The 24799-nt window shown below is 72.9% G+C and carries 26 protein-coding genes; 14 read left to right on the forward strand and 12 right to left on the reverse strand.

Features of this window, described 5'->3' with window-relative positions; all coding sequences use genetic code 11:
• Positions 1-13 precede the first annotated feature (13 nt).
• Positions 14-1378 (reverse strand): cryptochrome/photolyase family protein, encoded by a 1365-nt coding sequence (locus LL946_RS08505; RefSeq protein WP_404386596.1) that lies wholly within the window; start codon positions 1376-1378, stop codon positions 14-16.
• Between the two features lie 38 nt (positions 1379-1416).
• Here LL946_RS08505 and LL946_RS08510 point away from each other — a divergent pair, with 38 nt between their 5' ends.
• On the forward strand, positions 1417-2922 hold the full coding sequence (locus LL946_RS08510; RefSeq protein ID WP_404386597.1) for a hypothetical protein: 1506 nt from the start codon (positions 1417-1419) through the stop codon (positions 2920-2922).
• 106 nt (positions 2923-3028) lie between these two features.
• On the forward strand, positions 3029-3481 hold the full coding sequence (locus tag LL946_RS08515) for an SRPBCC family protein (protein WP_404386598.1): 453 nt from the start codon (positions 3029-3031) through the stop codon (positions 3479-3481).
• A gap of 175 nt (positions 3482-3656) precedes the next feature.
• Here LL946_RS08515 and LL946_RS08520 read toward each other — a convergent pair whose 3' ends face one another.
• Genes LL946_RS08520 through LL946_RS08540 form a run of 5 tightly spaced genes read right to left on the reverse strand, consistent with a single transcriptional unit; the run spans position 3657 to position 8368 of the window.
• Complete coding sequence (locus LL946_RS08520) at positions 3657-5870, reverse strand: heavy metal translocating P-type ATPase (protein WP_404386841.1); 2214 nt, start codon at positions 5868-5870, stop codon at positions 3657-3659.
• 16 nt (positions 5871-5886) lie between these two features.
• Entirely contained in the window at positions 5887-6849 is a 963-nt protein-coding gene (locus LL946_RS08525; RefSeq protein ID WP_404386599.1) for a hypothetical protein, read from the reverse strand.
• A complete protein-coding gene (locus LL946_RS08530) occupies positions 6846-7049 on the reverse strand; it encodes a heavy-metal-associated domain-containing protein (protein ID WP_404386600.1) in 204 nt (67 codons plus the stop codon). Before LL946_RS08530 ends, LL946_RS08525 begins: the two co-directional genes overlap by 4 nt.
• Before the next feature lie 46 nt (positions 7050-7095).
• Positions 7096-7404 carry a metal-sensitive transcriptional regulator gene (locus LL946_RS08535; protein WP_404386601.1) on the reverse strand — a complete coding sequence of 103 codons (309 nt, stop codon included), beginning with the start codon at positions 7402-7404 and terminating at the stop codon, positions 7096-7098.
• A 43-nt stretch (positions 7405-7447) separates the two neighbouring features.
• On the reverse strand, positions 7448-8368 hold the full coding sequence (locus LL946_RS08540; protein WP_404386602.1) for a pirin family protein: 921 nt from the start codon (positions 8366-8368) through the stop codon (positions 7448-7450).
• Between the two features lie 52 nt (positions 8369-8420).
• Between LL946_RS08540 and LL946_RS08545 the strand changes: the two genes are divergently transcribed.
• Positions 8421-8735 carry a GNAT family N-acetyltransferase gene (locus LL946_RS08545; protein WP_404386603.1) on the forward strand — a complete coding sequence of 105 codons (315 nt, stop codon included), beginning with the start codon at positions 8421-8423 and terminating at the stop codon, positions 8733-8735.
• Positions 8736-8765: 30 nt separating this feature from the next.
• Here LL946_RS08545 and LL946_RS08550 read toward each other — a convergent pair whose 3' ends face one another.
• A complete protein-coding gene (locus tag LL946_RS08550) occupies positions 8766-9287 on the reverse strand; it encodes a GNAT family N-acetyltransferase (protein ID WP_404386604.1) in 522 nt (173 codons plus the stop codon).
• A gap of 18 nt (positions 9288-9305) precedes the next feature.
• Here LL946_RS08550 and LL946_RS08555 point away from each other — a divergent pair, with 18 nt between their 5' ends.
• Both LL946_RS08555 and LL946_RS08560 read left to right on the forward strand, forming a co-directional pair.
• Entirely contained in the window at positions 9306-10085 is a 780-nt protein-coding gene (locus LL946_RS08555) for a fructosamine kinase family protein (RefSeq protein WP_404386605.1), read from the forward strand.
• Positions 10086-10124: 39 nt separating this feature from the next.
• Positions 10125-10943, forward strand: a complete 819-nt coding sequence (locus LL946_RS08560; RefSeq protein WP_404386606.1) for a VOC family protein — start codon at positions 10125-10127, stop codon at positions 10941-10943.
• On the opposite strand, the gene LL946_RS08565 is transcribed toward LL946_RS08560, so the two are convergent.
• Positions 10927-12657 (reverse strand): ABC-F family ATP-binding cassette domain-containing protein, encoded by a 1731-nt coding sequence (locus tag LL946_RS08565; RefSeq protein ID WP_404386607.1) that lies wholly within the window; start codon positions 12655-12657, stop codon positions 10927-10929. The two genes, LL946_RS08560 and LL946_RS08565, sit on opposite strands and share 17 nt — an antisense overlap.
• Before the next feature lie 185 nt (positions 12658-12842).
• Between LL946_RS08565 and LL946_RS08570 the strand changes: the two genes are divergently transcribed.
• From LL946_RS08570 to LL946_RS08585, 4 genes are all read left to right on the forward strand, one after another.
• Positions 12843-13529: a hypothetical protein gene (locus LL946_RS08570; protein ID WP_404386608.1), complete on the forward strand. Its 687-nt coding sequence runs from the start codon at positions 12843-12845 to the stop codon at positions 13527-13529.
• Between the two features lie 149 nt (positions 13530-13678).
• Positions 13679-14866, forward strand: coding sequence for an acyl-CoA dehydrogenase family protein (locus LL946_RS08575; protein WP_404386609.1), 1188 nt, complete (start codon positions 13679-13681; stop codon positions 14864-14866).
• 101 nt (positions 14867-14967) lie between these two features.
• Complete coding sequence (locus LL946_RS08580) at positions 14968-15351, forward strand: tetratricopeptide repeat protein (RefSeq protein WP_404386610.1); 384 nt, start codon at positions 14968-14970, stop codon at positions 15349-15351.
• Between the two features lie 110 nt (positions 15352-15461).
• Positions 15462-15767 (forward strand): hypothetical protein, encoded by a 306-nt coding sequence (locus LL946_RS08585; RefSeq protein WP_404386611.1) that lies wholly within the window; start codon positions 15462-15464, stop codon positions 15765-15767.
• Between the two features lie 136 nt (positions 15768-15903).
• Here the strand turns inward: LL946_RS08585 and LL946_RS08590 are convergent, their stop codons facing one another.
• The 3 genes from LL946_RS08590 to LL946_RS08600 form a co-directional block, all read right to left on the reverse strand.
• Positions 15904-16827: a MerR family transcriptional regulator gene (locus tag LL946_RS08590; protein WP_404386612.1), complete on the reverse strand. Its 924-nt coding sequence runs from the start codon at positions 16825-16827 to the stop codon at positions 15904-15906.
• A 67-nt stretch (positions 16828-16894) separates the two neighbouring features.
• The gene (locus LL946_RS08595; RefSeq protein WP_404386613.1) at positions 16895-17500 is read right to left on the reverse strand and encodes a methylated-DNA--[protein]-cysteine S-methyltransferase; all 606 of its coding nucleotides are present in this window, start codon (positions 17498-17500) and stop codon (positions 16895-16897) included.
• Entirely contained in the window at positions 17497-17976 is a 480-nt protein-coding gene (locus LL946_RS08600; RefSeq protein ID WP_404386614.1) for an RNA polymerase sigma factor, read from the reverse strand. Before LL946_RS08600 ends, LL946_RS08595 begins: the two co-directional genes overlap by 4 nt.
• 76 nt (positions 17977-18052) lie before the next feature.
• On the opposite strand from LL946_RS08600, the gene LL946_RS08605 reads away from it, so the two are divergent.
• The 5 genes from LL946_RS08605 to LL946_RS08625 are packed head-to-tail and all read left to right on the forward strand — an operon-like array spanning position 18053 to position 22612.
• Positions 18053-18889, forward strand: coding sequence for a glycerophosphodiester phosphodiesterase (locus LL946_RS08605; protein ID WP_404386615.1), 837 nt, complete (start codon positions 18053-18055; stop codon positions 18887-18889).
• Positions 18890-18899: 10 nt separating this feature from the next.
• Positions 18900-19361, forward strand: a complete 462-nt coding sequence (locus tag LL946_RS08610; RefSeq protein WP_404386616.1) for an ATP-binding protein — start codon at positions 18900-18902, stop codon at positions 19359-19361.
• A gap of 35 nt (positions 19362-19396) precedes the next feature.
• On the forward strand, positions 19397-20293 hold the full coding sequence (locus LL946_RS08615; RefSeq protein ID WP_404386617.1) for a DUF5926 family protein: 897 nt from the start codon (positions 19397-19399) through the stop codon (positions 20291-20293).
• Entirely contained in the window at positions 20293-21111 is an 819-nt protein-coding gene (locus LL946_RS08620; RefSeq protein ID WP_404386618.1) for a glycosyltransferase, read from the forward strand. Before LL946_RS08615 ends, LL946_RS08620 begins: the two co-directional genes overlap by 1 nt.
• On the forward strand, positions 21092-22612 hold the full coding sequence (locus LL946_RS08625; protein ID WP_404386619.1) for a hypothetical protein: 1521 nt from the start codon (positions 21092-21094) through the stop codon (positions 22610-22612). Before LL946_RS08620 ends, LL946_RS08625 begins: the two co-directional genes overlap by 20 nt.
• Here the strand turns inward: LL946_RS08625 and LL946_RS08630 are convergent.
• On the reverse strand, positions 22539-24740 hold the full coding sequence (locus LL946_RS08630; protein ID WP_404386620.1) for a hypothetical protein: 2202 nt from the start codon (positions 24738-24740) through the stop codon (positions 22539-22541). The two genes, LL946_RS08625 and LL946_RS08630, sit on opposite strands and share 74 nt — an antisense overlap.
• Between the last annotated feature and the right edge of the window lie 59 nt (positions 24741-24799).

Genomic DNA, 24799 nt, shown 5'->3' on the forward strand with positions numbered 1-24799 from the left:
GGTAGGTGGGCCCTCAGTGCTTGGTGGCGTCCAGCCGACGCAGCGCCTCACGCCGCTCCTCGGTGTGGTCGACGATGCGCTTCGGGTAGTCGTGGGCGTAGCCGTCGTCGTGCTCCCACGGCTGGTGCGCCGCCTTGCCGCGCAGGTGCGCGAGCTCGGGCACCCAGCGCCGGACGTACTCCCCGTCGGGGTCGAACTTCTCGCCCTGCGTCACCGGGTTGAAGACGCGGAAGTACGGCGAGGCGTCGGTCCCCGTCCCCGCGACCCACTGCCACCCGTGGTTGTTCGACGCGATGTCACCGTCGACGAGGTGGTCGAGGAAGTGCCTCGCGCCGACCGGCCACCAGACGTGCAGGTCCTTGGTGAGGAAGCTCGCCGTGATCATCCGGACGCGGTTGTGCATCCACCCCTCGGCGAGCAGCTGGCGCATCCCGGCGTCGACGATCGGGTATCCCGTCGTGCCGGTCCGCCACGCCTCCACGGCGTCGGACTCGTCGTCGTAGGCCATCCCGTCGAGGGCGTCCCGCAGGTCCTTCCACGCGCTGGAAGGGTTGTGCCACAGCACATCTGCATAGAACTCACGCCACGCCAGCTCGTTGACGTAGGTCTCCTTGCCCTCGCCACGACGGCTCGCGAGGTCGGCGAGGAGCGTGCGTGGGTGCGCCACGCCGAGCTTGAGGTACGGCGACATCCGTGACGTCCCGTCGGTGCCCGGCCGGTCTCGGTCGCCCTTGTATGCCGTCAGCGCGCCGTCGAGGAACTCGCGCCACCGCGCCATGGCGGCCTTCTCACCCGCAGCCGGCAGCCGGGGCAGGTCGGGTGCCGCGAGCGCCTCCCGGATCGCACGGGTCGCCTCGGCGTCGTTGCGGGCCTGCCGCAACGGGAGGCTTGCCGGACGGGGTGCGGGGTCGGGCCAGCCGTGCGCCCGCCACGCCTTCGCGAAGGGCGTGAAGACCTTGTATGCCGTCCCGCTCCCGTTGGTCACGAGACCGGGCCCGACGGCATACGGGGTCCCGGTCTCGACCCACTCGACACCGGCAGCCGACAGCGCCTCCGCGACGGACTCGTCCCGGCGGTGGCCGAAGGGCGTGGTCTCGCGGGTGACGTGGACCGATGACGCCCCGACCCGCTCGGCGAGGGCCGGCAGCACCTCGAGGGGGTCACCCCAGAGCAGGGTCAGGGCGTCGTCGTACTCCGTGTTGGTGGCCTCGAGGGTGGCGGCCAGCCAGGCCCGTCGCACCGGCCCCGCGCCGTCCCAGAGCCCGGGGTCGATGACGAAGGCGACGACGAGGTCGTCGCCCGCGGCGTCACGGGCCGCGAGCAGCGCGGGGTGGTCGCTGCGCCGCAGGTCACGACGCAGCCAGAGGATCGAGGTCATGCCCCGATCGTGTCATCTCGGTCCTAGGGTGACCTCCCGTGAGTGCGTTGTCGTCGGTGCTGCCCTACCTCGGGTTCCTGCTGCTGTGCGTCCTGGGCGGAGTCGCCTTCGCCATGCTGCGGGACGCGTCGGCTCGGCGTGGTGTCGCAGCAGCCCAGCGGGGCAGGGCCGTCACCGTGCCCGTCCTCGTGGGCTCCGGCGACGCGCAGCGTCGGGCCCGCGCCTACGTCGATGGGGACGATGTCGTCGTCATCGGTCCACGAACCCATCTCCGGGTGGGCCGAACCACGTTCCGCGACGCCGGGGCACGCCGCCAGGTCGTCGACGACGAGCTGCTGGACTTCGCCGAGCAGCGGGGGTTCGTCGACGCCTCGGGTCAGCACCACCTCGTCGGAGCCCTCGACGAGTGGGGGCCTGCGTTCGACGCCCAGCTCGACCGTCCTGCGAGCCGGGCAGGGCGCTGGCGACGGGTGCGCGCGGCCCTGCCGACGGTTCCCCTGGCGCTCATCGTGCTCTCCGTCCTCGCCTTCGCCGCCTTCCAGGGACTGTGGGCGATGGGCCGGGACGTCGACGCGACGATGGTGCGCGCGGTCGAGTACCCCGAGGACGGCTACACCGACTGCGGTGTGCGGTGGCCCGACAGCACCGACGGGTCGGTCCTGGGTGGCTATGCCGAGGTCGACTGCTACGAGCCGTACCCCGCGGTGGGCGACACCGTCCCGATCCGTGTCCTGGCCTTCCCGTTCGAGGGCAGCGCGCTGGACCGCCCGGACTCCTACGACGCCCTCAGCGTGGTGACCGCGGTCCCCGGAGTCCTCAGCCTCCTCGCGCTCGGAGGCATCACACTGGTCCGGCTGCGCCGACCGCCGATCCGCCTGGGCCGGCTGGCCATCCCCGAGGTGAGGGTGGCGCCGACCGTCGAGGTGGCCGCGGACGCCGACCTGCTCACACTGCTCGACGCGCTCGCCGTGAAGGAGGGCTGGGACCGGGACGGCACGGGCAGCCCACCCGACGAGCCGGCCTACCGACCTCTCCTCATCGCCCTCGGCAGCGCGCGGTGGTGGCCGGCGGTCGTGCTGGGGGCGGCCGCGCTCCTGGTGTTCGAGCTCCCCATGAACCTGCGCTACGGTCTGGGCGCGGGGGCGGTCGCGGCCCTCCTGTGGGCGCTGGTCCAGTCGGTGGGGACCTTGCTCACGGTGCGACGCGCGTATGCCGGCCCGGTGACGTCCGAGTGGGACTACAGCCTCGTCCGGGGCATCGACGACGAGTGGTGCGCCCTGCTGACCCTGGGCCGGAACCCGCACTGGCTCGTCTACCTCGCCGGCCCGAACCACCCACCCGTCCGGGGACGGTGCGGGGTTCGCGGTGAGCTCGTCGACGGCGGGGCGATCCACCTGAGGATCGCCGGGGAGTTCTGGCCGACGGACTCGCCGGTGGTGCGCATGGACGACGAGATCCTGGCCGACATCGTCGAGGACGTGGGCTACCGGCTCGGTCCGGCGGGCGGCCGAACGGGTCGACCGGGCACCGGGCCCGTCGGGTAGCGCTCACGCCAGCGTGCTGTCAGCGCCAGCGGCAGGGCCAGCGCCCTCGTCCCGCTCCTCTCGTCCGGACGGCGACCCGGCGTCGTCGACGTGCTTCGATGGGCACATGGAGACCGAGAACCGCGTCGTCAACGCCACCAGGACCATCGCCGCTCCCGCCGAGACCGTCTTCGAGCTCATCGCGGACCCGCGCCGCCAGCCGGAGTGGGACGGCAACGACAACCTCGTCGAGGTCATCAAGGGCGACCGGATCCGCGCCGCCGGTGAGGTCTTCGCGATGCGGACGACCAAGGGCAACCACAGGGACAACCTCATCGTGGACTTCGAGGAGGGCCGGCGCATCGCGTGGCGCCCCGGGAACGAGGGCGAGGCGCCGGCCGGTCACGAGTGGCGCTGGGAGGTCGAGGCCCTCGAGGACGGCAGGTCCCGGGTGGCGCACACCTACGACTGGACCGGGCTCACCGACGAGGCCCGTATGCCGCGGGCCCGCGCCACGGGGGAGCCGCAGCTCCGCGCCTCGCTCGATCGGCTGGCCACTCTCGCCGAGTCGCTCGCCTGAACCGCCCCGCGCGCCACACGCCACTCGCCGCTGGTCCGCCGGTCCGCGCCCCTCGCCCGTGACGCGGAAGTCGTGGTGCGACGCGGATATTGCCGCGTCGTGTGACGACTTCCGCGTCACGACAGGGCGCGGAGCGTTCCTGGGCTCGGTCTCCGACGCTGGGAGGGGTGTGGCGTCACGTCTCGGCGCGGAAGCCACGCAGCCGCAGGCTGTTCGTCACGACGAAGACCGACGACAGGGCCATCGCCGCACCGGCGAGCATCGGGTTGAGCAGCCCGGCTGCCGCGAGCGGGATCGCGGCGACGTTGTAGCCGAACGCCCAGAACAGGTTGCCCTTGATCGTCGTCAGGGTGCGTCGCGCGAGCCGGATCGCGTCGGGTGCGACCCGGAGGTCGCCGCGCACGAGGGTGAGGTCGCTCGCCTCGATGGCGACGTCGGTGCCGGTGCCCATGGCCATTCCCAGGTCCGCGGTGGCGAGGGCCGCCGCGTCGTTGACCCCGTCGCCGACCATCGCGACGACCTTGCCCTCGTCCTGGAGTCGCCGGACCACGTCGACCTTGTCGGCCGGCATGACGTCGGCGATGACGTTGGCAGGGTCGATGCCGACCTCGGCGGCGACCGTGCGGGCCGCCTCGACGTTGTCGCCGGTGAGCAGCCACGGAGTGAGGCCGAGGTCGCGCAGCCGCGAGATCGCCTGCGCCGCCTCGGGCTTGACGCCGTCGGAGACGGTGAGGATGCCGCGTGCCTCGCCGTCCCAGCCGACCACGACCGCGGTGCCACCGCTCGCCCGGGCCGCGGCGAGTGCCTCCTCGAGCTCGGCCCCGACAACAATCGACCAATTGGTCAAGAACTGCGGGCGGCCGACGACGACGGCGTGGCCGTCGACGACGCCCTGGACGCCGAGCCCGTCGGTGCTCGTGAAGCCCTCGACGGGCAGGAGGTCCAGGCCCGCGGCCTCGGCACCGCCGCCGATCGCGCGGGCGATGGGGTGCTCCGAGCCGTGCTCGATCGAGGCGGCGAGGGCCAGGACCTCGTCGCGGTCCTCGCCCGGGGCGGCGACGACGTCACGCAGCGACATCTGCCCGGTCGTGACGGTGCCGGTCTTGTCGAGGACGACGGTGTCGACGCGGCGCGTGGACTCGAGGACCTCCGGGCCCTTGATGAGGATGCCGAGCTGGGCGCCGCGCCCGGTGCCGACCATGAGGGCGGTCGGCGTCGCCAGCCCGAGGGCGCAGGGGCAGGCGATGATGAGGACCGAGATCCCTGCCGTGAGCGCAGCCGTCCAGCCGCCGCCGCTGCCGAGCCAGAAGCCCAGCGTGCCGACGGCCAGCGAGATGACGATCGGGACGAAGATGCCGGAGATCCGGTCGGCAAGCCGCTGGACCTCGGCCTTGCCGTTCTGGGCGTCCTCGACGAGCCGGGCCATCTGCGCGAGCTGGGTGTCGCCACCGACGCGGGTTGCGCGCACGACGAGGCGACCGCCGGAGTTGACCGTGGCACCGACGACCGCGTCGCCGACACCGACCTCGACCGGCACGGACTCGCCGGTGAGCATCGACGCGTCGACGGCGGAGGCGCCCTCGGTGACGACGCCGTCGGTGGCGACCTTCTCGCCTGGGCGGACGACGAACTCGTCACCGACGGCGAGCTGCTCGACGGGGATGCGCTGCTCGGTGCGGCCGCCGGGACCGTCGCGCAGGACGGCGACGTCCTTGGCGCCCATCTCGAGGAGCGCCCTCAGGGCCGCGCCGGAGCGCCGCTTGGCCCGGGCCTCGGCATAGCGCCCGGCGAGCAGGAACGTCGTCACGCCGGCGGCGGCCTCGAGGTAGATGTTGCCCGAGCCGTCCCCTCGCTCGATGGTGAGCTCGAAGGGGTGCGTCATGCCCGGCGTCCCGGCAGTGCCGAGGAACAGTGCGTAGACGGACCAGCCGAACGCCGCGAGCGTGCCGACCGAGATGAGGGTGTCCATCGTCGTCGCGCCGTGGCGCAGGTTGACCCAGGCGGCCCGGTGGAACGGCCAGCCACCCCACACGACGACGGGGGCGGCGAGCACGAGCGAGAGCCACTGCCAGTAGGTGAACTGCAGGGCTGGCACCATCGCCATCGCGACGACCGGGACCGACAGGACGGTCGAGATGAGGAGCCGGTCGCGCAGTGCCCGCGTCGGGTCCGGCTCGGCGTCCTCGCCCGAGGGCCGAGGTGCGTCGGGTGCGGGAGGCAGGGTCGCGGCATACCCGGCCTGCTCGACGGTCGTGAGCAGCTGCTCGGGTGAGACGGTCTCCGGGAACTCGACCCGCGCCTTCTCGGTGGCGTAGTTGACCGTGGCCGTGACGCCCTCGAGCTTGTTGAGCTTGCGCTCGATCCGGTTGGCGCACGAGGCGCAGGTCATCCCGGTGATGTCGAGGTCAATGCGTGTGGTCACTGCTGCCTCCTGTCGGCAGGGCAGCGGGCGTGCCCGCGGTGACGGTGAACGCGGCGGTCCGCACGACGCCCGCGTGGCGGAAGTCCAGGAAGAGCCGGTAGGTCCCGGCGCTCGGGACCGTGGTGCCGAAGGTGATGCCGGGTCCGGGCTGCGTCGAGCCGTCGCCGGGCTCGCCCTCGGGGTGGACGTGCAGGTAGGCGAGGTCGCCGGTGCGCAGCGCGACGAGGTGCCCGTAGGCGCCGAGGTAGGGCTGGAGGTCCGTGACCGGAGCGCCTCCGCGGCTCACCGACAGGGTGACCTCGGAGTCGGTGCCCGGTGTGAGGTCGCCGGCGAGCTCGACGGTGTAGCCGTCGACCGTGGCGGTGCGAACGTCCCGCGCCGGGGGAGCGGCGGGCGCGTAGGCCCCGGCCACGGAGACGTCGGCGCCCAGGGTCAGGGGCTCCGCACCGGCCGGCGTCATGTCGGCGAAGACGCGCCAGGCGCCCGGCGTCAGCGCGAGCTCGGTGCCCCAGGTGCCGTCGGCGTCACGGGTCGGGTGGACGTGCTGGAAGCCGGAGAAGTCGCGTCGCACCGCGATGAGGTGGAGCTCCTTCTCGTGCTGCGGTGTGTATGCCGTGACCGGCCTGCCGTCCGGACCCTCGACGACGAGCTCGAGCGGGGTCCGTGCCCCGGCCGGGAGGTCGTCGTGGAGCAGGCGGAGCGTGTAGCCGTCCTGCGAGACCTGGAGGCCGCCGGGCTGGTGCGCCGCGTCGGCGGACCCGTCGGGCGCGCCGGACGGGTCCGGCGTCGCTCGACCCGGGGTGGGCGACGCGTGGGTGTCGTGGGTCGGGGTGCTCCCGCCGCCCAACGCCTCGACGGGGCCGATGGCGCGACCCGCGGCGAGCGTGATCCCGAAGACCGCCGCCAGTGCGGCGAGGAACCCGACGACCCGCACGGAGGTGCTCATGCCAGCTGGTAGCCGGCTTCCTCGACGGCGGCGCGCACGGCGTCGTCCTCGAGCGGCTCGGTGCTCGTGACGGTGACGGCTCCGGTGGCGAGGTCGACGTCGACGTTCTCGACGCCGGAGAGCTCGCTCACCTCCTCGGTGACGGAGGCGACGCAGTGGCCGCAGGTCATGCCGGTGACGGTGAAGGTCTGGGTGCTCATGGATGGCTCCTTCGGAGTGGTGGGTTGGGAGTGGTGGCTCAGCGGATCAGGACTTGACGAGGCGGGCGATCGCGTCGCTCGCCTCCTTGAGCTTGGCGTCGGCCTCGGGGCCGCCCTGGCGCGCCGCGTCGGCGACGCAGTGGCTCATGTGCTCGTCGAGCAGGCCGAGGGCGACCGACTGCAGGGCCTTGGTCATCGCGGAGACCTGGGTGAGGATGTCGATGCAGTACTTCTCCTCCTCGACCATTCGCTGGAGGCCGCGGGCCTGCCCCTCGATGCGACGCAGGCGCTTGAGGTAGTCGTCCTTGTTGCCGCTCTCGATGTAGGCGTGCTGGTGGCCCTCGTGCTCGCTCATGCCTCGATACTATACCCCCCTTGGGTATCTGTCGAGGGTGCGGTCAGTGCCGCCCGTGGCGGTCCCGGCTGCGGAGGCGTCCACCGGGGAGCTCGGGGGCGGGCAGCCAGGTGAGCCGGCCGGCATACCCCTCGACCTCGCCGAAGCGCTCGGCGCGCGACTGCCACGCGTCGCGGAAGGCGACGATCTCGTCGTGGTCGCGACCGATGAAGTTCCACCACATGACGATCGCCTCGTCATAGGGCGTGCCGCCGAGCAGCACGATGCGGGTCGGCTCGAGCGCCTCGACGGTGAGCTCGCCGAGGCCGGCGTCGACGATGCCGAGGTCGCCCCGCCCGAGCGGGGTGCCGTTGAACGTCACGCTCCCGGTGTCGACCAGCACCCCGTGCTCGTATGCCGTGTCGACCGGAGCCGTCCACGTCGCGCCTGCCGCGAGGGTCACCTCCGCGCCGAGCAGCGGTGTGCGGGTGCGGATGGGCGAGGAGTGCCCGGCGAGGGACCCGACGAAGACGCGCCCCTCGACACCGTCACCGAGGCGGAGGACGGGTGCGGCGTGGTGCTGGAACTCGCGCTCGAGGTCCCGGTCGGCCTCCGGCAGGACCACCCACAGCTGGACGCCGTGCAGCTTCCTCGTCCCCGCGGTCGAAACCTCGGAGTGGGCGATGCCGTGACCGCTCGTCATGAGGTTGACCTCGCCCGGGCGCACCATGGCGTGGACGCCGCCGCTGTCGCGGTGCTCGACCTCGCCCTCGAAGAGCCAGCTCACGGTCTGTAGCCCGGTGTGCGGGTGCGGCGGGACGTCCATCCCGCCGGTGCTGTCGACGTCGTCAGGGCCGTAGTGGTCGACGAAGCACCATGCGCCGACGAAGGACCGGTCGCGGTGGGGCAGGGTGCGGCGCACCGTCATGGCGCGCGGACCGCCGAGGGGCACCTCGCGCGGGGTGAGGACGTGGACGTCTGCCATGGGGCGCTCCCTGGGGTTCTCGGTCCGGGTGGCGTGTGGTCTGATGACCAGCATGGCTGATGACGTCGTCGTGACGAACAACCAGGGCAAGAACCGCTACGAGGCGCACGTGGGAGGGGACCTCGCCGGAATCGCGGCCTACCAGCTGACCGACGAGCTCATCGTCTTCACCCACACCGAGGTCGAGCCGGCGTTCGAGGGCAGGGGTATCGGCTCCGCTCTCGCCCAGTTCGCCCTCGACGACGTGCGCGAGGCCGGCACCCGCAAGGTGCTGCCGCTGTGCCCCTTCATCAAGGGGTGGATCGAGCGGCACCGCGACTACGTGCCGATCGTCTACGGCGCCCGCCCGAGCACCGCCACCGACTGACCCGTCACCGCGGACGCCCGTCCTGAGGGCTCAGCCCGAAGGCGGTGGGCCGTCGCCGCCGAGCGACTTCTGGAACCACGCGACGTCGCGCCAGGCGCCGAGCTTCCAGCCGATCCTGCGGTAGGTGCCGACGGGCTCGAACCCGAGGGCCCGGTGCAGGGCGACGCTCGCGTCGTTCGGCAGGGTGACCCCTCCGCAGGCCATCCGCAGGCCGAGCGACTCCATGCGACCCAGCAGGACGGCATACAGCTCCCGGCCGAGGCCGGCCCCGCGAGCCGAGGGGTCGAGGTAGACGCTCACCTCGCACGAGAAGCGGTAGGCGGCACGCGCCTTGAACGGGCCGCCGTAGGCGTAGCCGACCACGACGCCGTCGCGCTCGGCGACGAGCCAGGCGTGCTGCTCCTGCGCCACCGCGATGCGCCCCGCCATGACCTCCGCCGAGGGCGCGACCTCCTCGAAGGTCACCGTCGAGTGCTCGACGCAGTGCGCGTAGATGGCGGCGCACGCCGCGGCGTCATCGGCGGTCGCGTCTCGGAGGGTCACGTCGCTCACGGATGACATTGTGGGCGGGTGGCTGCTCCGGATGCGACATGGGTCAAGCGGGTCGACGGCGGACCCGTCGGGTACGCCGACTGGGAGGCTGCCGGCTTGAGGTGGCTGGGCGAGGCGACCACCGGGGGTGGAGCCGACGTCGTCGGGGTCCGTGAGGTGCGGTCCGACGGGCTCGTCCTCGACCGGCTCGTCGCAGCGGCGCCGACAGCGAAGGCGGCCGAGGACTTCGGCGCAGCCCTCGCGTCCACGCACCGCGCGGGCGCGGCCGCGTGGGGTGCCCCGCCACCCGGTTGGGACCGCGAGGGCTGGTTCGGACCGGCGGCGTCCCCGCTTCCCCTCGAGGTCGGCTCGTGGCCCAGCTGGGGAGAGATGTATGCCGTCCGCCTCGCCGCCCTGACCCGGCTCGCGCGTGATGCCCGCGAGCTGGACGCCGAGGATGCCAGCGCCGTGGACAGACTCGGGGGGCGCTGTGCCGCAGGAGATTTCGACACCGGCGACACGCCCTCCCGGGTCCACGGGGACCTCTGGTCGGGCAACCTCATGTGGACCGCGCACGGTGTCGTGCTCATCGACCCGGCGGCGCACGGGGGTCACCGTGAGAGCGACCTCGCGATGCTCGCCCTCTTCGGTGCTCCGCACCTGGACCGCATCGTCGCGGCCTACGAGGAGGTGAGTCCGCTCGACGACGGGTGGCGCGCCCGGATCCCACTCCACCAGCTGCATCCGCTGCTCGTCCACGCAGTCCTCTTCGGGGGTGGCTACGCCGGACAGGTGATGGCGGCGGTCCGAGCCTGCTGACGCTGGCGCGGCGGCGAGCGGACGGCATACGGTCGCGGCATGGCGACGCACGCGCAGAGGTGGCCGGCGGGAACGCCCTGCTGGGTCGAGATCACGGTCGGCGACCTGGCTCGCAGCCAGGAGTTCTACCGGTCGGTCCTCGGGTGGGAGTTCGAGGACAGCGGGCCCGAGTACGGCCACTACAACAACGCCCTCGTCGGCGGCCGCCGCGTGGCCGGCATGTCCCCGCCGATGGATGCCGGTGGCGAGTGGGCCTCGGTGTGGACGACCTATCTCGCGACCGACGACATCGGGGCGACGGCGCAGGCGGCTGCTCTCGCCGGCGCGCACCTCGTGCTCGAGCCGATGGAGATCGGGGCCTTCGGGCGGATGGGGCTGTGGGTCGACACCGCCGGTGCGGCGTTCGGCGCGTGGGAGTCTCGCGAGCACACCGGCTACGACGCGCACAACGAGCACGGCGCCGTCGGCTGGGTTGACCTCGTCACGAGCGACCTCGACGCTGCGAGGGCCTTCTACGCCGGCGTCTTCGGCCTCACCTACGAGGACCTGTCGGTGTCGGGCATCGGCTATGCGACCTTCACCCCACCGGGCGGGAGGTGGCCGGCCGGCGGCATGGGCGACCAGCAGGACGGTGACTCGCTGGGGCCCCGGTGGTGCGTGACCTTCGAGGTCGACGACGTCGACGCGGCCCGCCAGCGCGTGCTCGACGCGGGCGGCGCGGCGCCGGACGACCCCTGGGACGTCGAGTTCGGCCGGATCGCGACGGTGCGGGGTCCCGACGGCGAGGAGTTCTCGCTCATGCGTTCCGCTGGTCCCACCGAGTCCTCCGATGGTCCGGGGATCAGCGGGCGCGGCTGACCCGCGCCTCGTCCCACACCGGCTCGGGCGTCTCGACGACGCGCCCGTCGCTGCCGAACACGAGGAACCGGTCGAACGCGCGCGCGAACCACCGGTCGTGGGTCACCGCGAGCACTGTCCCCTCGAAGGCGCCGAGGGCGATCTCGAGCGCCTCGGCCGAGTGCAGGTCGAGGTTGTCGGTCGGCTCGTCGAGCAACAGCAGTGTGGCCCCCGACAGCTCGAGCAGGAGGATCTGGAAGCGCGCCTGCTGACCGCCCGAGAGCGAGTCGAAGGTCTGCTCGCCCTGGCGGGCCAGCTCGTAGCGGTCGAGGACGCGAGAGGCCTCCTCGCGGCCGCGCCCGGCGCGGTGCTCGTCGCCGCGGTGGAGGATCTCGAGCAGGGTGCGTCCCCGGAGCTCGGGGGAGTCGTGCGTCTGGGCGAACCAGCCCGGGCGCACGCGTGAGCCGAGCCGTGCAGAACCGCTGTGCCGCACCGGTTCCGGTGCGATCTCACCCACCGGTTGGTGCTCGACGTCCGGGTCGCTGCCGCCGGCCGCGAGGAGCCGGAGGAAGTGTGACTTGCCCGAGCCGTTGGACCCGAGGACGGCGACGCGCTCGCCGAACCACACCTCGAGGTCGAACGGCTGCATCAGGGCATCGACACCCGAGGGTTCGGCCGGATCGCCCGGATCACCCGGCGCGAGCAGCTCGACAGCGGTGCACACCACGGCGCGCTTGGCCGTCCGGCCACCGGTGAGGCGCATCGTGACGTTCTGTGCGAGGGCAACCTTCTCGGGCGGCCCGGCCTTCTCGAACTTCGCGAGCCGGGTCACCGCCGCCTGCAGCCGCGAGGCCATGCCGTCGTTGTAGGCCGCCTTCTGCCGGTACATGACGACGAGCGCCTTGAGCTTGGCGTGCTCCTCGTCCCAGCGTCGGCGCATCTCGTCGAGCCGGTCGTTGCGGTCGACACGCGCCTGGTGCCACGTCGCGAACGAGCCGGGGTGCGTCCAGGCGCTCGCACCGTTGGCCCCGGGCTCGAGCGTGACGACGGCCGTGGCGACGCGTGACAGCAGCTCGCGGTCGTGGCTGATGAAGAGCACCGTCTTGTCCGAGGCGATGAGCCGGTCCTCGAGCCAGCGCTTCGCCGGCACGTCGAGGTAGTTGTCGGGCTCGTCGAGGAGGAGCAGGTCGGCCGGGCCGCTGAGCAGCGCCTCGAGCACGACCCGCTTCTGCTCGCCTCCCGACAGGGAGGTGACGGCACGCCACTGGGCCCGCTCGAACGGCATACCCAGGGCTTGTGTCGTGACGGTGTCCCACACGGTCGTCTCGAACTCGTAGCCGCCCGCGTCGCCCCAGTCGGCGAGTGCCTGCGCGTAGGCCATCTGCGCCGGCTCGTCGTCGACCTCCATGATCCGCAGCTCCGCCGCATCGACCGCCAGCGCCGCCTTGTGGATGCGCTCCGGGGCGACGGTGATGAGCAGGTCGCGCACCGTGGAGTCGTCGCGGACCTTGCCGACGAACTGGTTCATCACCGCGAGCGTGCCGCTCAGCGTGATGGCGCCCTCGTGCGCGGCGAGGTCCCCGGAGATGATCCGGGTCAGGGTGGTCTTGCCGGTGCCGTTGGGCCCGATGAGCGCGACCCGCTGGCCCTCGCCCACGCGGAACTGGACGCCGTCGAGCAGGGGACGCCCGTCGGGGAGCGTGAACCCGACCTGGTTGACCTCGAGATGTGCCACGAGAGTCCAGTCTCCCTGCCCGTATGCCGTCTCGTCACCTGTGTTTCGGCGGGCCCTGCCGTCGTGAATCCGACTCGGGTGCTGGGCCGACCTGTCGGTGGTCGATCGACCCGAGGCGGCACTGCGGCCGGGCGATCATCGGCTTTGGCGTGCCGTGTGCGCGCTCGGAGGACTACGTTCGGGTCGTGAAGTCTCCGCGTGACTGTGCGGTCGAGCGGGAGCGGCATCCGCAGCTCCCGCCCGGTGCTGACGAGCGCGTCTCGGGCTACGGGGTGATGGGGCAGCCGTTCGACTCCGGTCATGTGCTCGGGTTGCGTCGGTGGACCGCGTCGTCGGTCGGCGACCAGTTCACCTCGATCTGGCATCGCGACCCGGCCGGTGTCTGGCACTTCTACGAGTCCGCCCAACCCCGGTTTGCCTGCTCGCGCTGGTTCGGCCACGGTGTGCGGGAGTCGACCGTGGTCGACATCGACCTCACCTGGGACGCGCCGAACGTCCTGCGCGTCGAGTCGCCAGGGCTGGTCGACTGGACCGTGACGCTGGGCAGCTCGCCCATGACCCACGTCATGAACGGCGTGAGCTCCGTGCTGCCCTACCGCGCCTGGCGGTCGGCGGCGATGCTCAAGGCGATGGGAGCCGTCGCGTCCGCGACGTTGGGCGCGGGAAGGGTCGGCATGACCGGGCTGACGGCCAACGGGCAGCCGTTCGATGCCAACCCACTGCGCATCTGGCGCGTCGTCGACTCCGTCGCCCGGATCGACGGTCAGGATGCCGGGCATCCGGCCCCGCTGCCCGGGCAGGCGCGCCTGGGCGACTTCTGGATCCCTCAGCGGGGGATCTTCGCGATGGGGCGCGTCTTCGTCGGGGCATGAAGGATCCAGTGGGGGACAACGGGGATCGTGCCGCTTGGCGCACTCCGATGGCCACGGTCTCCTCAGTTCGTCGAGGTCGTGTGACGGCTGAACCGCTCTGGCATGCTTCGATCCTCGAGCGCTGGGTGCGGCGCAGGTAGGTTGGCGGCATGGCCCAGCACGCTCAGCACCCCCTCGACCTCTTCGGCATCGACGGCCTGCTCGCTGCCGACGACCGCGACATGCGCGACACGGTGCGGACCTTCCTCGACTCCGAGGTCCGGCCCCACGTGCCGGGATGGTTCGAGTCCGGCTCCGTCCCGGTGCGCGAGCTGGCGCCCCGGTTCGGCGAGCTCGGCCTGCTCGGGATGCACCTCGAGGGCTACGGCTGCGCGGGAACGAGCGCCACGGCATACGGACTCGCCTGTGCGGAGCTGGAGGCGGTCGACTCGGGCATCCGCTCGCTCGTCTCGGTCCAGGGCTCGCTCGCGATGTTCGCGATCCACCGCTTCGGCAGCGAGGAGCAGAAGCAGGAGTGGCTGCCGCGGATGGCCGCGGGCGAGGCGATCGGCTGCTTCGGGCTCACCGAGCCGGACTTCGGGTCGAACCCGGCGGGCATGCGCACGCGCGCCCGCCGCGACGGTGACGACTGGGTGCTCGACGGCTCGAAGATGTGGATCACCAACGGGTCCGTTGCCGACGTCGCCGTCGTGTGGGCGCGCACCGATGACAGCGACGGCGCGACGGTGCGCGGCTTCGTCGTGCCGACGGACTCGCCCGGCTTCTCGGCGCCGGAGATCACCGGCAAGCTCTCGCTGCGTGCGTCGGTGACCTCCGAGCTCGTGCTCGAAGGGGTGCGGCTGCCCTCGTCGGCGATGCTGCCCGAGGCCCGGGGTCTGTCCGGGCCGCTGTCCTGCCTCTCGGAGGCCCGCTTCGGCATCGTCTTCGGTGCGCTGGGAGCGGCGCGGGACGCACTCGAGGTGACCATCGCCTACACGCAGGACCGCGAGATCTTCGACAAGCCGCTCGCTGGCTACCAGATCACCCAGACCAAGCTTGCCGACATGACGCTCGAGCTCGGCAAGGGCATGCTGCTCGCCCTCCACCTCGGCGCCCTCAAGGACGCGGGCACGCTCCGTCCCGAGCAGGTCAGCCTGGGCAAGCTCAACTCGTGCCGCGAGGCCATCAAGATCGCGCGCGAGTGCCGAACCCTGCTGGGCGCCAACGGGATCGCGCTCGAGTACTCGCCGATGCGGCACGCCAACAACCTCGAGTCGGTCCTCACCTACGAGGGGACGTCCGAGGTCCACCAGCTCGTCATCGGACAGGCCCTGACCGGGCAGTCGGCCTTCCGCTGACGCGCCCCGGTTCGGCGGTCGATCGGCACGGATAGCGAAGTCTAGGACGGTTGCTAGAAGACGCTAGCGGCTGGCATCGAAAGGGATCGAAGGAGATCGACATGAGCGACGCGACGTTCGCCGACGACTACGAGGCGGCGCGTCAGAGGTTCGAGACGGGGGAGTACCGCGAGGCGGCCGTGCTCTTCATCGACCTCGTCGACCGCAGTGCGCTGGAGCCGCCCCTGCACGGGACGACCGAGCTGCGCCTCTACCTCGCGCGGTCGTACTACCACTCCGCCCAACTCGCCCGGGCCGAGGAGATCCTCCGGGCGATGCTCGTCGACCACCGTGACGACCACTACGCCCTGCTGCTCCTCGGGCGGACGCTGCAGCGCCAGAGCCGGCACGACGAGGCCAGGCCGCACTTGGCGATGGCCAAGCTGCTCGGCGGCTACGACATCGACGGCCCGGACATCGACGGCCCGGACCCACGCCGGGGCTGAGCTCTGCGAGCCCAACGTTGTACAAACCCTTGACAAAGGTTGCACAACGGAGTCTTCTTGACGTCGAGGCCCCAACGACTCGAGGGCCCATCCCGACCCAGGAGACCGCCATGCACAAGCTCGTCACCACCGCCGCTGCCGCTGCTGCCGCCGCCCTCGCCGTCGCCGTCGCCCCCGCGGCGAGCGCCGCCCCCGACACCGACTGCCAGCGAGCGGGAATGGGCGTCCTCAAGGACGCCGGCCTGTTCTCGGCCGTCGCCAAGGGCGGCCTCCCGATCAGCACCGCGGTGTCCGTCGGCGTCGTGCCGCGCGCCGGCACCGACGTGGCCTCGCTGCCGGACCCGCTGCCGCTGAGCGTCGTCCTCGCCGACCACCGCGCCGGTGACTCGAGCCTGTTCATCTACCCCTGGTGCTGAGGGGGGTCCCCCCTTTCCCCCTCGCAGCCGGGCTGCCACGCGCCGCCCCCCACCCCGGACAGGGGTGAGGGGCGGCGTCCTGCGTGGACGCTCACGCCCCTCACCCCACGCGGCCGGCCTCCGGCCCAGCTCGGGCTCAGGCGCCGCCGCGCGCCCGAGCGCGGCCGAGTGCGTCGCCCAGCGCCTCGATCCCCGCGTCGAGGTCGTGGCCGAGCAGGAGGGCGCCGGTGACGTCCTCCTGGTGACGGCCTCCGACGGCGACGACCACACCGGGTGTGCTCGCGATGATCCGGTCGACGATGACCTGGGCCGCGACGACGTCCGCGAGCCGCGGGACCGCCAGTACCGCCGCTCCGGCGTGGCGTCCCGACACCGCGCCCACCCAGTCGATCGTCGGGAGGTCGGCGCCGAGGTAGGCCGTCCGCAACCCCGCCTGACGTGCCCCCACGGCGAAGGCGAGGACCCCGAGCTCGTGGCGTGAGCCCGGGGGCAGGCCGAGGACGACGAGGGGTCCGCTCGTCACCCTCGGGGCCGCGTCGTAGAGGGCGGCGAGGCGGCGGTGTACGGCATGGCTGACGAGGTGCTCACCTGCAGGCGAGATCCGGCCGTCGGCCCACGCACCGCCGACGGCGGAGAGCATCGGAAGCAGCCACTCGTTGGCCCGGCGGGTGAACTCCTCCGACCCGTCGAGGCCGCGGTCCAGCGCGGCGCCCAGCCGGGGTCCGTCGAGGTCGCTGGCGGCGGCGAGGACCTCCTCGATCCCCTGGGGCGGGGGGTGCTCGGCCGAGGCGAGGACGGCGTCCGTGCCCAGCGCTTCGGCCCGCGAGACGCCACCGACGCCACCGACGCGACGCAGGGTCTCGGCCGCTGCCTCGCTCGCCGTCCACCCGTCGTCGACGAGCGTGGCCATGATGGTCAGTGCCCTGACGTCGGCGTCGGAGTAGAGGCGGTACTTGCCCTCCGAGCGCACCGGTGACACGACACCGTAGCGGCGCTCCCACGCCCGCAGCGTCGGCAGGCCGATGCCGGTGAGCTCGGCGGCACGCTTGATCGTGTACATGGTTTGTCCAGAGTAGACCTGCGGCGGATCCGCCGCCCGGACGCGGTGCCGCGGCGCGCTGCTTCGGTCAGGCCGACGGCCGGTGGGTGGCCTCGAGCGCGAGGAGGTACTCCTTGGCCGCCGGCCCACCGGCATACCCGCCGACGCCGACCCGGCCACCCACGGACCCGCCGGCCGGCAGGACACGGTGGCACGGCACGAAGACGCACACGGGGTTCGCACCGAGCGCCGTGCCGACCGCGCGAGAGGCCTTCGGCCGCGAGATCGTCGACGCGAGCTGGCCGTAGGTCGTCGCCGAGCCGTAGCCGACGTGCGCCGCCAGCTCGCCGAGCACCTCGCGTTGGAACGCGCTGGCCAGTGCGAGGTCGGTCGGCACGGTGAACCGCGTCAGCCGCCCGGCCAGGTAGTCGTCGAGCTCGCGGCGTACGCCGTCGAGGGGTCGCGCGTGGCGCAGGACGCGCGGCGACACGACGTCGGACAGCCGCTGGAGCCAGGCTGCCTCGTCGTCGGCGGACCGGACGTACGCGCTCGTGACGAGCCGGCCGTCGGCCCGCACCGCGAGCAGCAACCGGCCCACGGGCGTGTCCTCGACGGCATACGAGACGTCGGACTCGGGAAGCACGGGTGGGCGCACATCGGGGGCGTAGGCGTCGAACACCTCGGCAGCAGTCATCGCAGATCCTCCAGATCCACTCGGAGAGCGGCGAGCGCGTCCGACACGAGTCGGCGGCTCATCGCGGGAGTCGTCCCCAGCGCCGCGGCGACGGCGCGGTGGTCGAGGTCGCCGACGTACTTGAGGACGACGGCCTCGCGCTGGCGCGGTGGCAGGTCGGCCACCCGGGACCACAGGCCGTCGTCCGGAACGGACGGGCCCTCGACGACCGGCGCGGACGCCAGCGACGCGGGGTCCTCGTGGACGGTCGTGCGCCGTGCGGCACGGTGCGCGTCCATCGCGCAGCGGTGGGTGATGGTGAGCAGCCAGCCACGCAGGTTCCGCGTCGAGGTGACCCTGGGATAGGCCGCGAGGGCCTGCGTCCACGCCTGCTGCGCGACGTCGTCACCGAGGTTCGGACCGGCCAGGGCGTGGGCGAGCCGCCCGACGTCGCGCCAGTGCGCGTCGACGAGGCTCTGGAAGGGCGGGAGGCTCACGATGGTGAAACGGTATGCCGTGCTCTCGTGTGAGTCGCTCCCGTCACCGGGCGCTCCGCACTGGGACGATGGCGGGATGGAGGCGCGCTGGGCGGGCGCCCCGGCTGGGCCGGGGGACCGGACGCGACCCCTCGTCGTCGCGCACCGGGGAGCCAGCGCCGAGGAGCCGGAGCACACGCTCGAGGCGTACACGAAGGTCTTCGCCCACGGCGTCGAGGGCATCGAGTGCGACGTGCGGCTCACCGCGGACCACCACCTCGTCTGCGTCCACGACCGGAGGGCCGACCGGACGAGCAGCGGGAACGGCGTCATCTCCACGCTCGAGCTCGCCCGGCTCGAGGAGCTCGACTGGGCGAGCTGGAAGCGTCTCGACGACGGCACGTCGCGCGAGGACGCCGACGTCGACACCGAGCGCGGGCGCCTGCTCACCCTGCGGCGGCTGCTCGACTCGCTCGTCTCGCAGCGCCAGGAGCTGCTCACCCTCATCGAGACCAAGCACCCGACCCGCTACGGCGGACTCGTCGAGCGGCAGCTCGTCACGGTGCTGCGGGAGTTCGGGCTGACCATCGGCGACCTGCCGCAGCTGCCGCACGTGCGGGTCATGTCGTTCTCGATCCTCGCGCTCATGCGGATGCGAGGCCTGGCTCCGCAGGTGCCGCTCGTCTATCTCGTCGAGGCCTCGGCTCCCCGGTTCTCGTGGGACGGGTCGTTGCCTCCGGGGGTCAACACCATCGGGCTGGACGTCCGGATCCTGCGCCGGACCCCCTCCGTCGTCCGGGCGCACCAGCGGCGCGGGCACGAGGTCTACGTGTGGACCGTCAACGAGCCCGACGACGTCCAGCGGTGCGCCGACCTCGGTGTCGACGTCGTCATCACCGATCGACCCGGGGACGTCCGGAGCATGCTCGACTAGAGTCCCCCGCGTGACTTCCTCCAACGAGCCCGAGCTCGACGAGTTCGGCGGCGCGATCGGCCACGGCCAGGTTCGCACCATCCGCGCGCCCTGGGGCCCCTCGACGGTGACGCGCGTCCGCAAGGCCGTCGTCGCCGACCTGCGTGCCCGCGACCTCGACGAGCAGACCATCGACGAGTCCGAGATCGTCGTCTCCGAGCTCATGACCAACGCGATCCGCCACGCCCGTCCGCTGGCCGACGGCTGCCTCCGCGTCCGCTGGAAGGTCCGCGGCGAGGTCGTCGAGGTCGAGGTCACCGACGGTGGCGGCGACACCGTCCCCGTCCCGGCCGCGCCCGCGGTATGGCTGTCGAGCGGCCGCGGCCTGCGCATCATCCGCTCCCTCGCCCACGAGTGGGGCGTCGGTGAGGACAAGGGCGGCCAGACGGTGTGGGCCGCCATGGGCGGACCGAGCCGCCGACGCGCCACCTGACGAGGCACTGCCACCGCACCACTACGCTGACGCCCATGGGCAAGGCTTCTCGACGACGCAGGACCACCGACGACCAGGGCGCACCCGCCAAGCGGCAGCGCACTGCGGCCGTCCCCTACGTGAACCGGCCCTTCGAGGGCCTTCCGCAGGAGACCGAGTGGGTGGCGATCCGCGAGATCCTCCCGGCGGCCACCGTCAACGTGCGGTTCGCCGAGGGCCAGGCGCCCGAGGGCATCGACGCCGCCACCATCGCCACCGTCCTCCCGATGGCGTGGCCGGCGCTGCACCGCGCCGACGGCACCGTCCTCGTCGGCACCCAGTCGGGGTCGACCACGGGTGACCCGAGCCGCGACCTCGCCGCCCAGCTCCTCGCCGGTGCCGCCGCCGAGCCCGGCAGCGCCGTCCAGCACGTCCCCGCCGCGACGGCCGAGACGCCCCGCCTCCAGGACCTCCTCGACACGAGCGCACCGTTCGAGTTCGTCGTCCACGAGGGCTTCGACTTCTGGGTCGAGGGTCAGGACCTCGACGAGGAGGGTCGGGCCTCGCTCGACCGCGCCAACGAGTCGGTCGTGCCGACGCAGCGTATGTCGGCGCTCACCTCGGCCTACTGGGTCCGGATCGGTGAGCGCACCTACATCCGCCTCGTCCTGCCCGACGACGAGGACACGGCCACCGACGCCCTCGCCCGCCTGCACGCCGCGGCCGAGTCCGGCCTAGGTGACGGCACCCGCCTGCTCGGCGCCTTCCGCGCCTGCGGCCTGCTCGTGCCCGTCTTCGAGGTCCCCGCCGACAGCGACCCGGCCGACCACGAGGACGCCCTCGGCGTGTTCGGGACCCGGTATGCCGCGGCGCTGGCCTCCAAGGAAGCCCTCACCGCGGACGAGCGGCGGGCACGTTCGGGCCTGCTGAGCCGCCAGGTCACGCTGCGCTGATGAGCCCGGGCACCGGCGCCGCCCCCGACCCGTCCCCGCCCGGTGGACGCACCGTCGCCGCGATCATCCCGTGCAAGGACGAGGCGGACCGGATCGCTGCGACGGTCGAGGCCGTCCTCGGTCTCGAGGGGGTCGACCGGGTGGTCGTCGTCGACGACGGCAGCACCGACGACACCGCTGCCGCGGCTCACGCGGCCGGCGCCGACGTCATCGTCCACGCCCGCAACGCCGGCAAGGCCGCCGCACTCGAGACCGGGGTCCGCCACCTCCGCGAGCTCGAGGCCAGCGAGGCCCGCGATGCCACGAGTCCACTCGCCACCGGCGCCCACGCTCCCCGCCACCTCCTCTTCGTCGACGGCGACCTCGAGGGCTCCGCGTCCAATCTCCACGTCCTCGTCCCCCCGGTCCGCGAGGGCCGCGCCGACATGACGATCGCGACGCTGCCCCCGCAGAAGGTCGCCGGCGGCGGACACGGCTTCGTCGTCCGCCTCGCGCGCGAGGGCATCGAGGACCTCACCGGCTGGATCGCGGTGCAGCCCCTCTCCGGGATGCGGTGCCTCACCGCCGAGGCGTTCGAGGCGGCCAGCCCGCTGGCGCCGGGATGGGGTGTCGAGGTCGGCCTCACCGTCGACGTGCTCGGGGCGGGCCTGCGGGTCGAGGAGGTCCCGTGCGAGCTCCACCACAGGGTCTCCGGCAGGGACTGGCGCGGCCAGGTGCACCGCGCCAAGCAGTACCGCGACGTCTGGCGGGCCCTCACCCGACGGCGTGTCCGCCGGGCCCTCTCCGAACGTGCACCCGGTGTCGCACACCGCATCTGACGCCGAGCAGGGCCGGGCGCCGAGCCGCCTCGCGCTCGGCGGCGCCGGCGAGCTCATCCACGGCCGCCTCGGAGGGCGAGTCCGGGCCGTGCTGCTCGCCGCCTCCTTCGTCCTGCTGCTGCTCGTCGGGCTCGCCCTCCCGCACGCCGCGGCCCCCGACCTCGGCCAGCGCGGCTGGGCGCCGGGCACCCTCCTGCCGATCACGCTGGGACCGGCGCTCGTCACGGCAGCGATGTGGACGGCATACGTGCTGGGGGCCGTGGGCGTGCTCCTCGCGGTCCTGCGCCGCGACGCCGAGCTGCCCCGCCCCCTCGTGGCGGTCCTCGCGGTGGGCGCGGCGCTCACTGCGCCGTTCGGCTCGGGCGACCACGTGAGCTACGCCGCCTACGGCCGGATCCTCGCGCTCGGCGACAACCCGTGGCTCGAGTCGCCCGTGGACTGGCGCGGTGGCACCGACCCCGTCGTCTCGGCGGTGGAGGCACCGTGGACCGAGGAGCCCAGTGTCTACGGGCCGTTCACGACGATCGTCCACGGGCTCGCGTCGCTCGGCGGCGGCGACAACCTGCGCCAGACCGTGTGGCTGTGGCAGCTCGTCGTCATCGCGTCGTGGCTCGCCGTGCGCTGGTGCCTGCGCCGGATCCTCCCCGGCCGCGAGGGGCGGATCGACGCCGTCTGGACCGCGAACCCCCTCGTCTTCTCGGTCGGCGTCCTCGGCGCGCACGTCGACCTGCTCGCGACCGCGCTCGCCGTCGCCGCGGTCTGGGCCGCCCACCGGTATGCCGGCCTCGGCGGTGCCGCGCTCGCCGGCACCCTCGCGGCCCTCGCCGTCTCGTCGAAGTTCACGTATGCCGTCCTCCTCCTCGCGATCGTCGTCGCGTTCGCCGCACGCCGGGTCGCCCGCTCCGGCGTCCTGCTGGCCACGGCTGTCGTCGTCACCGCAGCCCTGCACCTGTGGGCTGGCCCCCACGTCTACGACCAGCTGGGCCGGTCGGCGCGCGCGGTGTCGCTGGCCACCCCTTGGCGGTGGGTGTTCGAGACCCTTGGTCGCGACGTCGCGGCGCGCAGCACCGTCTCCGCGCTCGCCGCCGTCACCGCGATCGCCTTCGCGCTGTGCCTGTTGCGGGTCGTGCGGGCCGCAGACGAGAGCGTGGGGGCGCGGGCACTGACCGGGGTCGCCGTGCTCACCGGCGCCTATGCCCTGGCCGCGCCCTACTCCCTGCCCTGGTACGACGTCGTCGTCTGGGCGACGCTGCCGGCCGTCGTCGCCGGCGTGGCCGACCGCATCCTGCTGCTGCGGCTGTGGGTCATGGCGATGGCCTACACCCCGGGACGCGTCCTGGGCATGACCCCGACGGTCGAGGACGTCACGATGACCGTCCGGACGACCGTCGCCCCGCTGGTGCTGCTCGGGGCGTGGCTCTGGCTGCTCAGGAGCGCCTGGCGCGGCGGGTTCCGGCGACCGCTCGCAGGTCCTCCTCGAGGTTCCTCACGACGACGCTGACGATGAGCGGCACGGCGACCGTCGCGCCCACGGCGGGGATGGCCGTGCCCGAGTCGTTGATGAGGAAGCCGATCGTCAGCGTGATGACGAGGGCGATGAGGCCGGCGCGCAGCGTCGGAGCCTTGTCGAACGACTTGCCCAGGCCTCGCGAGCCCCACGAGGTGGGGCGCGCGAGGACGTAGATGACGAACAGCAGCGCCGCCGGGACGAGCAGGGTGAGGGGCGCGTTGCCGAGCAGGATGCTCCAGTTCTGCTCGGCCTTGCGCACGACGATGTCGAGGGCGTTGCCGTCGATGATGGCCTGGATGAAGCGGCCGAGGTGGCTGCGGCTGTCGGCCGTGCGCAGCCAGTCGAGGAACGCGACGGCGAAGAAGAGCGCGACCGACCCGAGCCCGATGAGCGCGACCCGCTGCCACGTCATGCGCAGGCCGAGGATCGAGAGGACGAGGTAGGCGATGCCGGGGATGAAGGCCGGCGGCCCGCCGCCGTCGGCGCCCCAGAACGGCGCGCCGTCGACGATGACCGTGGCGACACCGATGGCGAGCACGACGATGGCGGCGATCCGCTGCCGCCCGTGGCTCACGAGATAGCTCGAGACCGCCGTCGCCAGCAGGATGGCGGAGGTCGCGAAGAGCGCGAAGGTCACGTTGCCCATGCCGTAGAAGCGGCCGGCGACGACCGGCTGCAGGCCCATGAGCGAGGACTGCTGGAGCCGTGACCCGGTGATGACATCGCCGGCGAGGACGGCCACGGTCACGGCCGCCACGAAGGCGAGCGGCCCGAGAGCCGCGCGGCCCCACGGACCGCGCAGGGCGGCATACGCGATGAGGGCGACGAACAGGCCGACGGCACCGACGATCGAGAGCATCGGGACCGGGAAGCGCCACCACGGGAGGAGGTTCGCGAGGAAGGTCGAGGCGGGCACGGAGGCCGCGGCGACGGCGACGACGCGCACGATGCCGAGGACGCGGCGGCGGGTGTCCGGGCCACCGATCTTGCCCTTCCAGACGAGGAGGACGAGCAGGTAGATGACGAGCTGGCCGTAGGCGAAGGTGTTGAAGAACGGCGGCACGAGGCTGTGCACCTCGTGGCTGGCGAGGTCGTAGTCGACGAGGCTCTGGAGCCGGTCGGCCGCGCGGCGCTCGGAGTTGTCCGGCGCCTGCTCGCTCGTCATCGTCGTGCCACCGAGGCCGTCGGGGACGGCAACGCTCGTGAGCGACATGACCGTCGCCGGGATGTCCTGTGCCTGGACCAGGCCGGGCTGGCGGGTCGAGGGGGCGTTGAGCCGGCCGGGGCCGAAGTGTGGTCCGCGGGCGACGACGAGGCGGAGGCGCTCGGTCACGCCCGCGTCGGACAGGCTCGCCACGATGAAGTCGGCGCCACCCGGAGCCGCGTCGATGACCTCGCCGATGCGCTGGTCGACGCCCGCGATCTGCTCGCGGCGTGACTGCGCGACCGGCTCCTCGCCCTCGGCGATGTCGGCGGGGTCGCGCACGCTGCCGACGTCGACGATCGTCAGTGGGCAGGTGTTCATGTCGACGAGCAGGGTGGAGGGGGAGTAGGTCGAGTAGCGGTCGGTGGTGCCCTCGGGCATGGCGGCGGCGATCGCTGCACCCGGGCCGACGGGCTTGATGCAGATGTCCGACTTCGAGGCCGCCTCGCCGAGGAGGCCGAGCTTGCTGTCGAACTTGCGGGACGCGGCGGACTCCTGGAACTCGGCCCAGCCGGGCACGACCCCGCCGCTGGGCTCCTCGAGGGGGCCGCACGGGCGCGACTGGGCGCTCCCCGTGCCGTCACGCGGGGCGGCGGCGCGGTTGGCGGCGGACAGGCCGAGCCACCCGTCGACCGGGCAGGTGTTGGTCTCGACCGAGCGGATCGACATCGCGGCGCTCGACCCGTCGCGCAGCAGCATCCAGAGGTTGGGGGTGTCCTTCTCGCTGACGTCGGTCCAGGTGATGCCCCCGGTGCCGATGAGCACGGTGGCGCCGAAGGGCTCGGGCGTGGCCGGCGCGGAGGCGGCCGACTCAGCCGTGGCGGGCGTGGCGGGCGTGGAGACCAGCGCTGCGCCACCCAGACCGAGGACAGCCGCCACGGCGGCGAGGAGTACGGCCAAGGCTCGACGAGTCACGCGAGCGATCCTACGTGCGGCCGGTCGGGCGTCATGTGGTGAGCAAGTGCGCGGGGCGT

Source organism: Knoellia locipacati (genome assembly GCF_044791685.1).
Classification (GTDB): domain Bacteria; phylum Actinomycetota; class Actinomycetes; order Actinomycetales; family Dermatophilaceae; genus Knoellia; species Knoellia locipacati_A.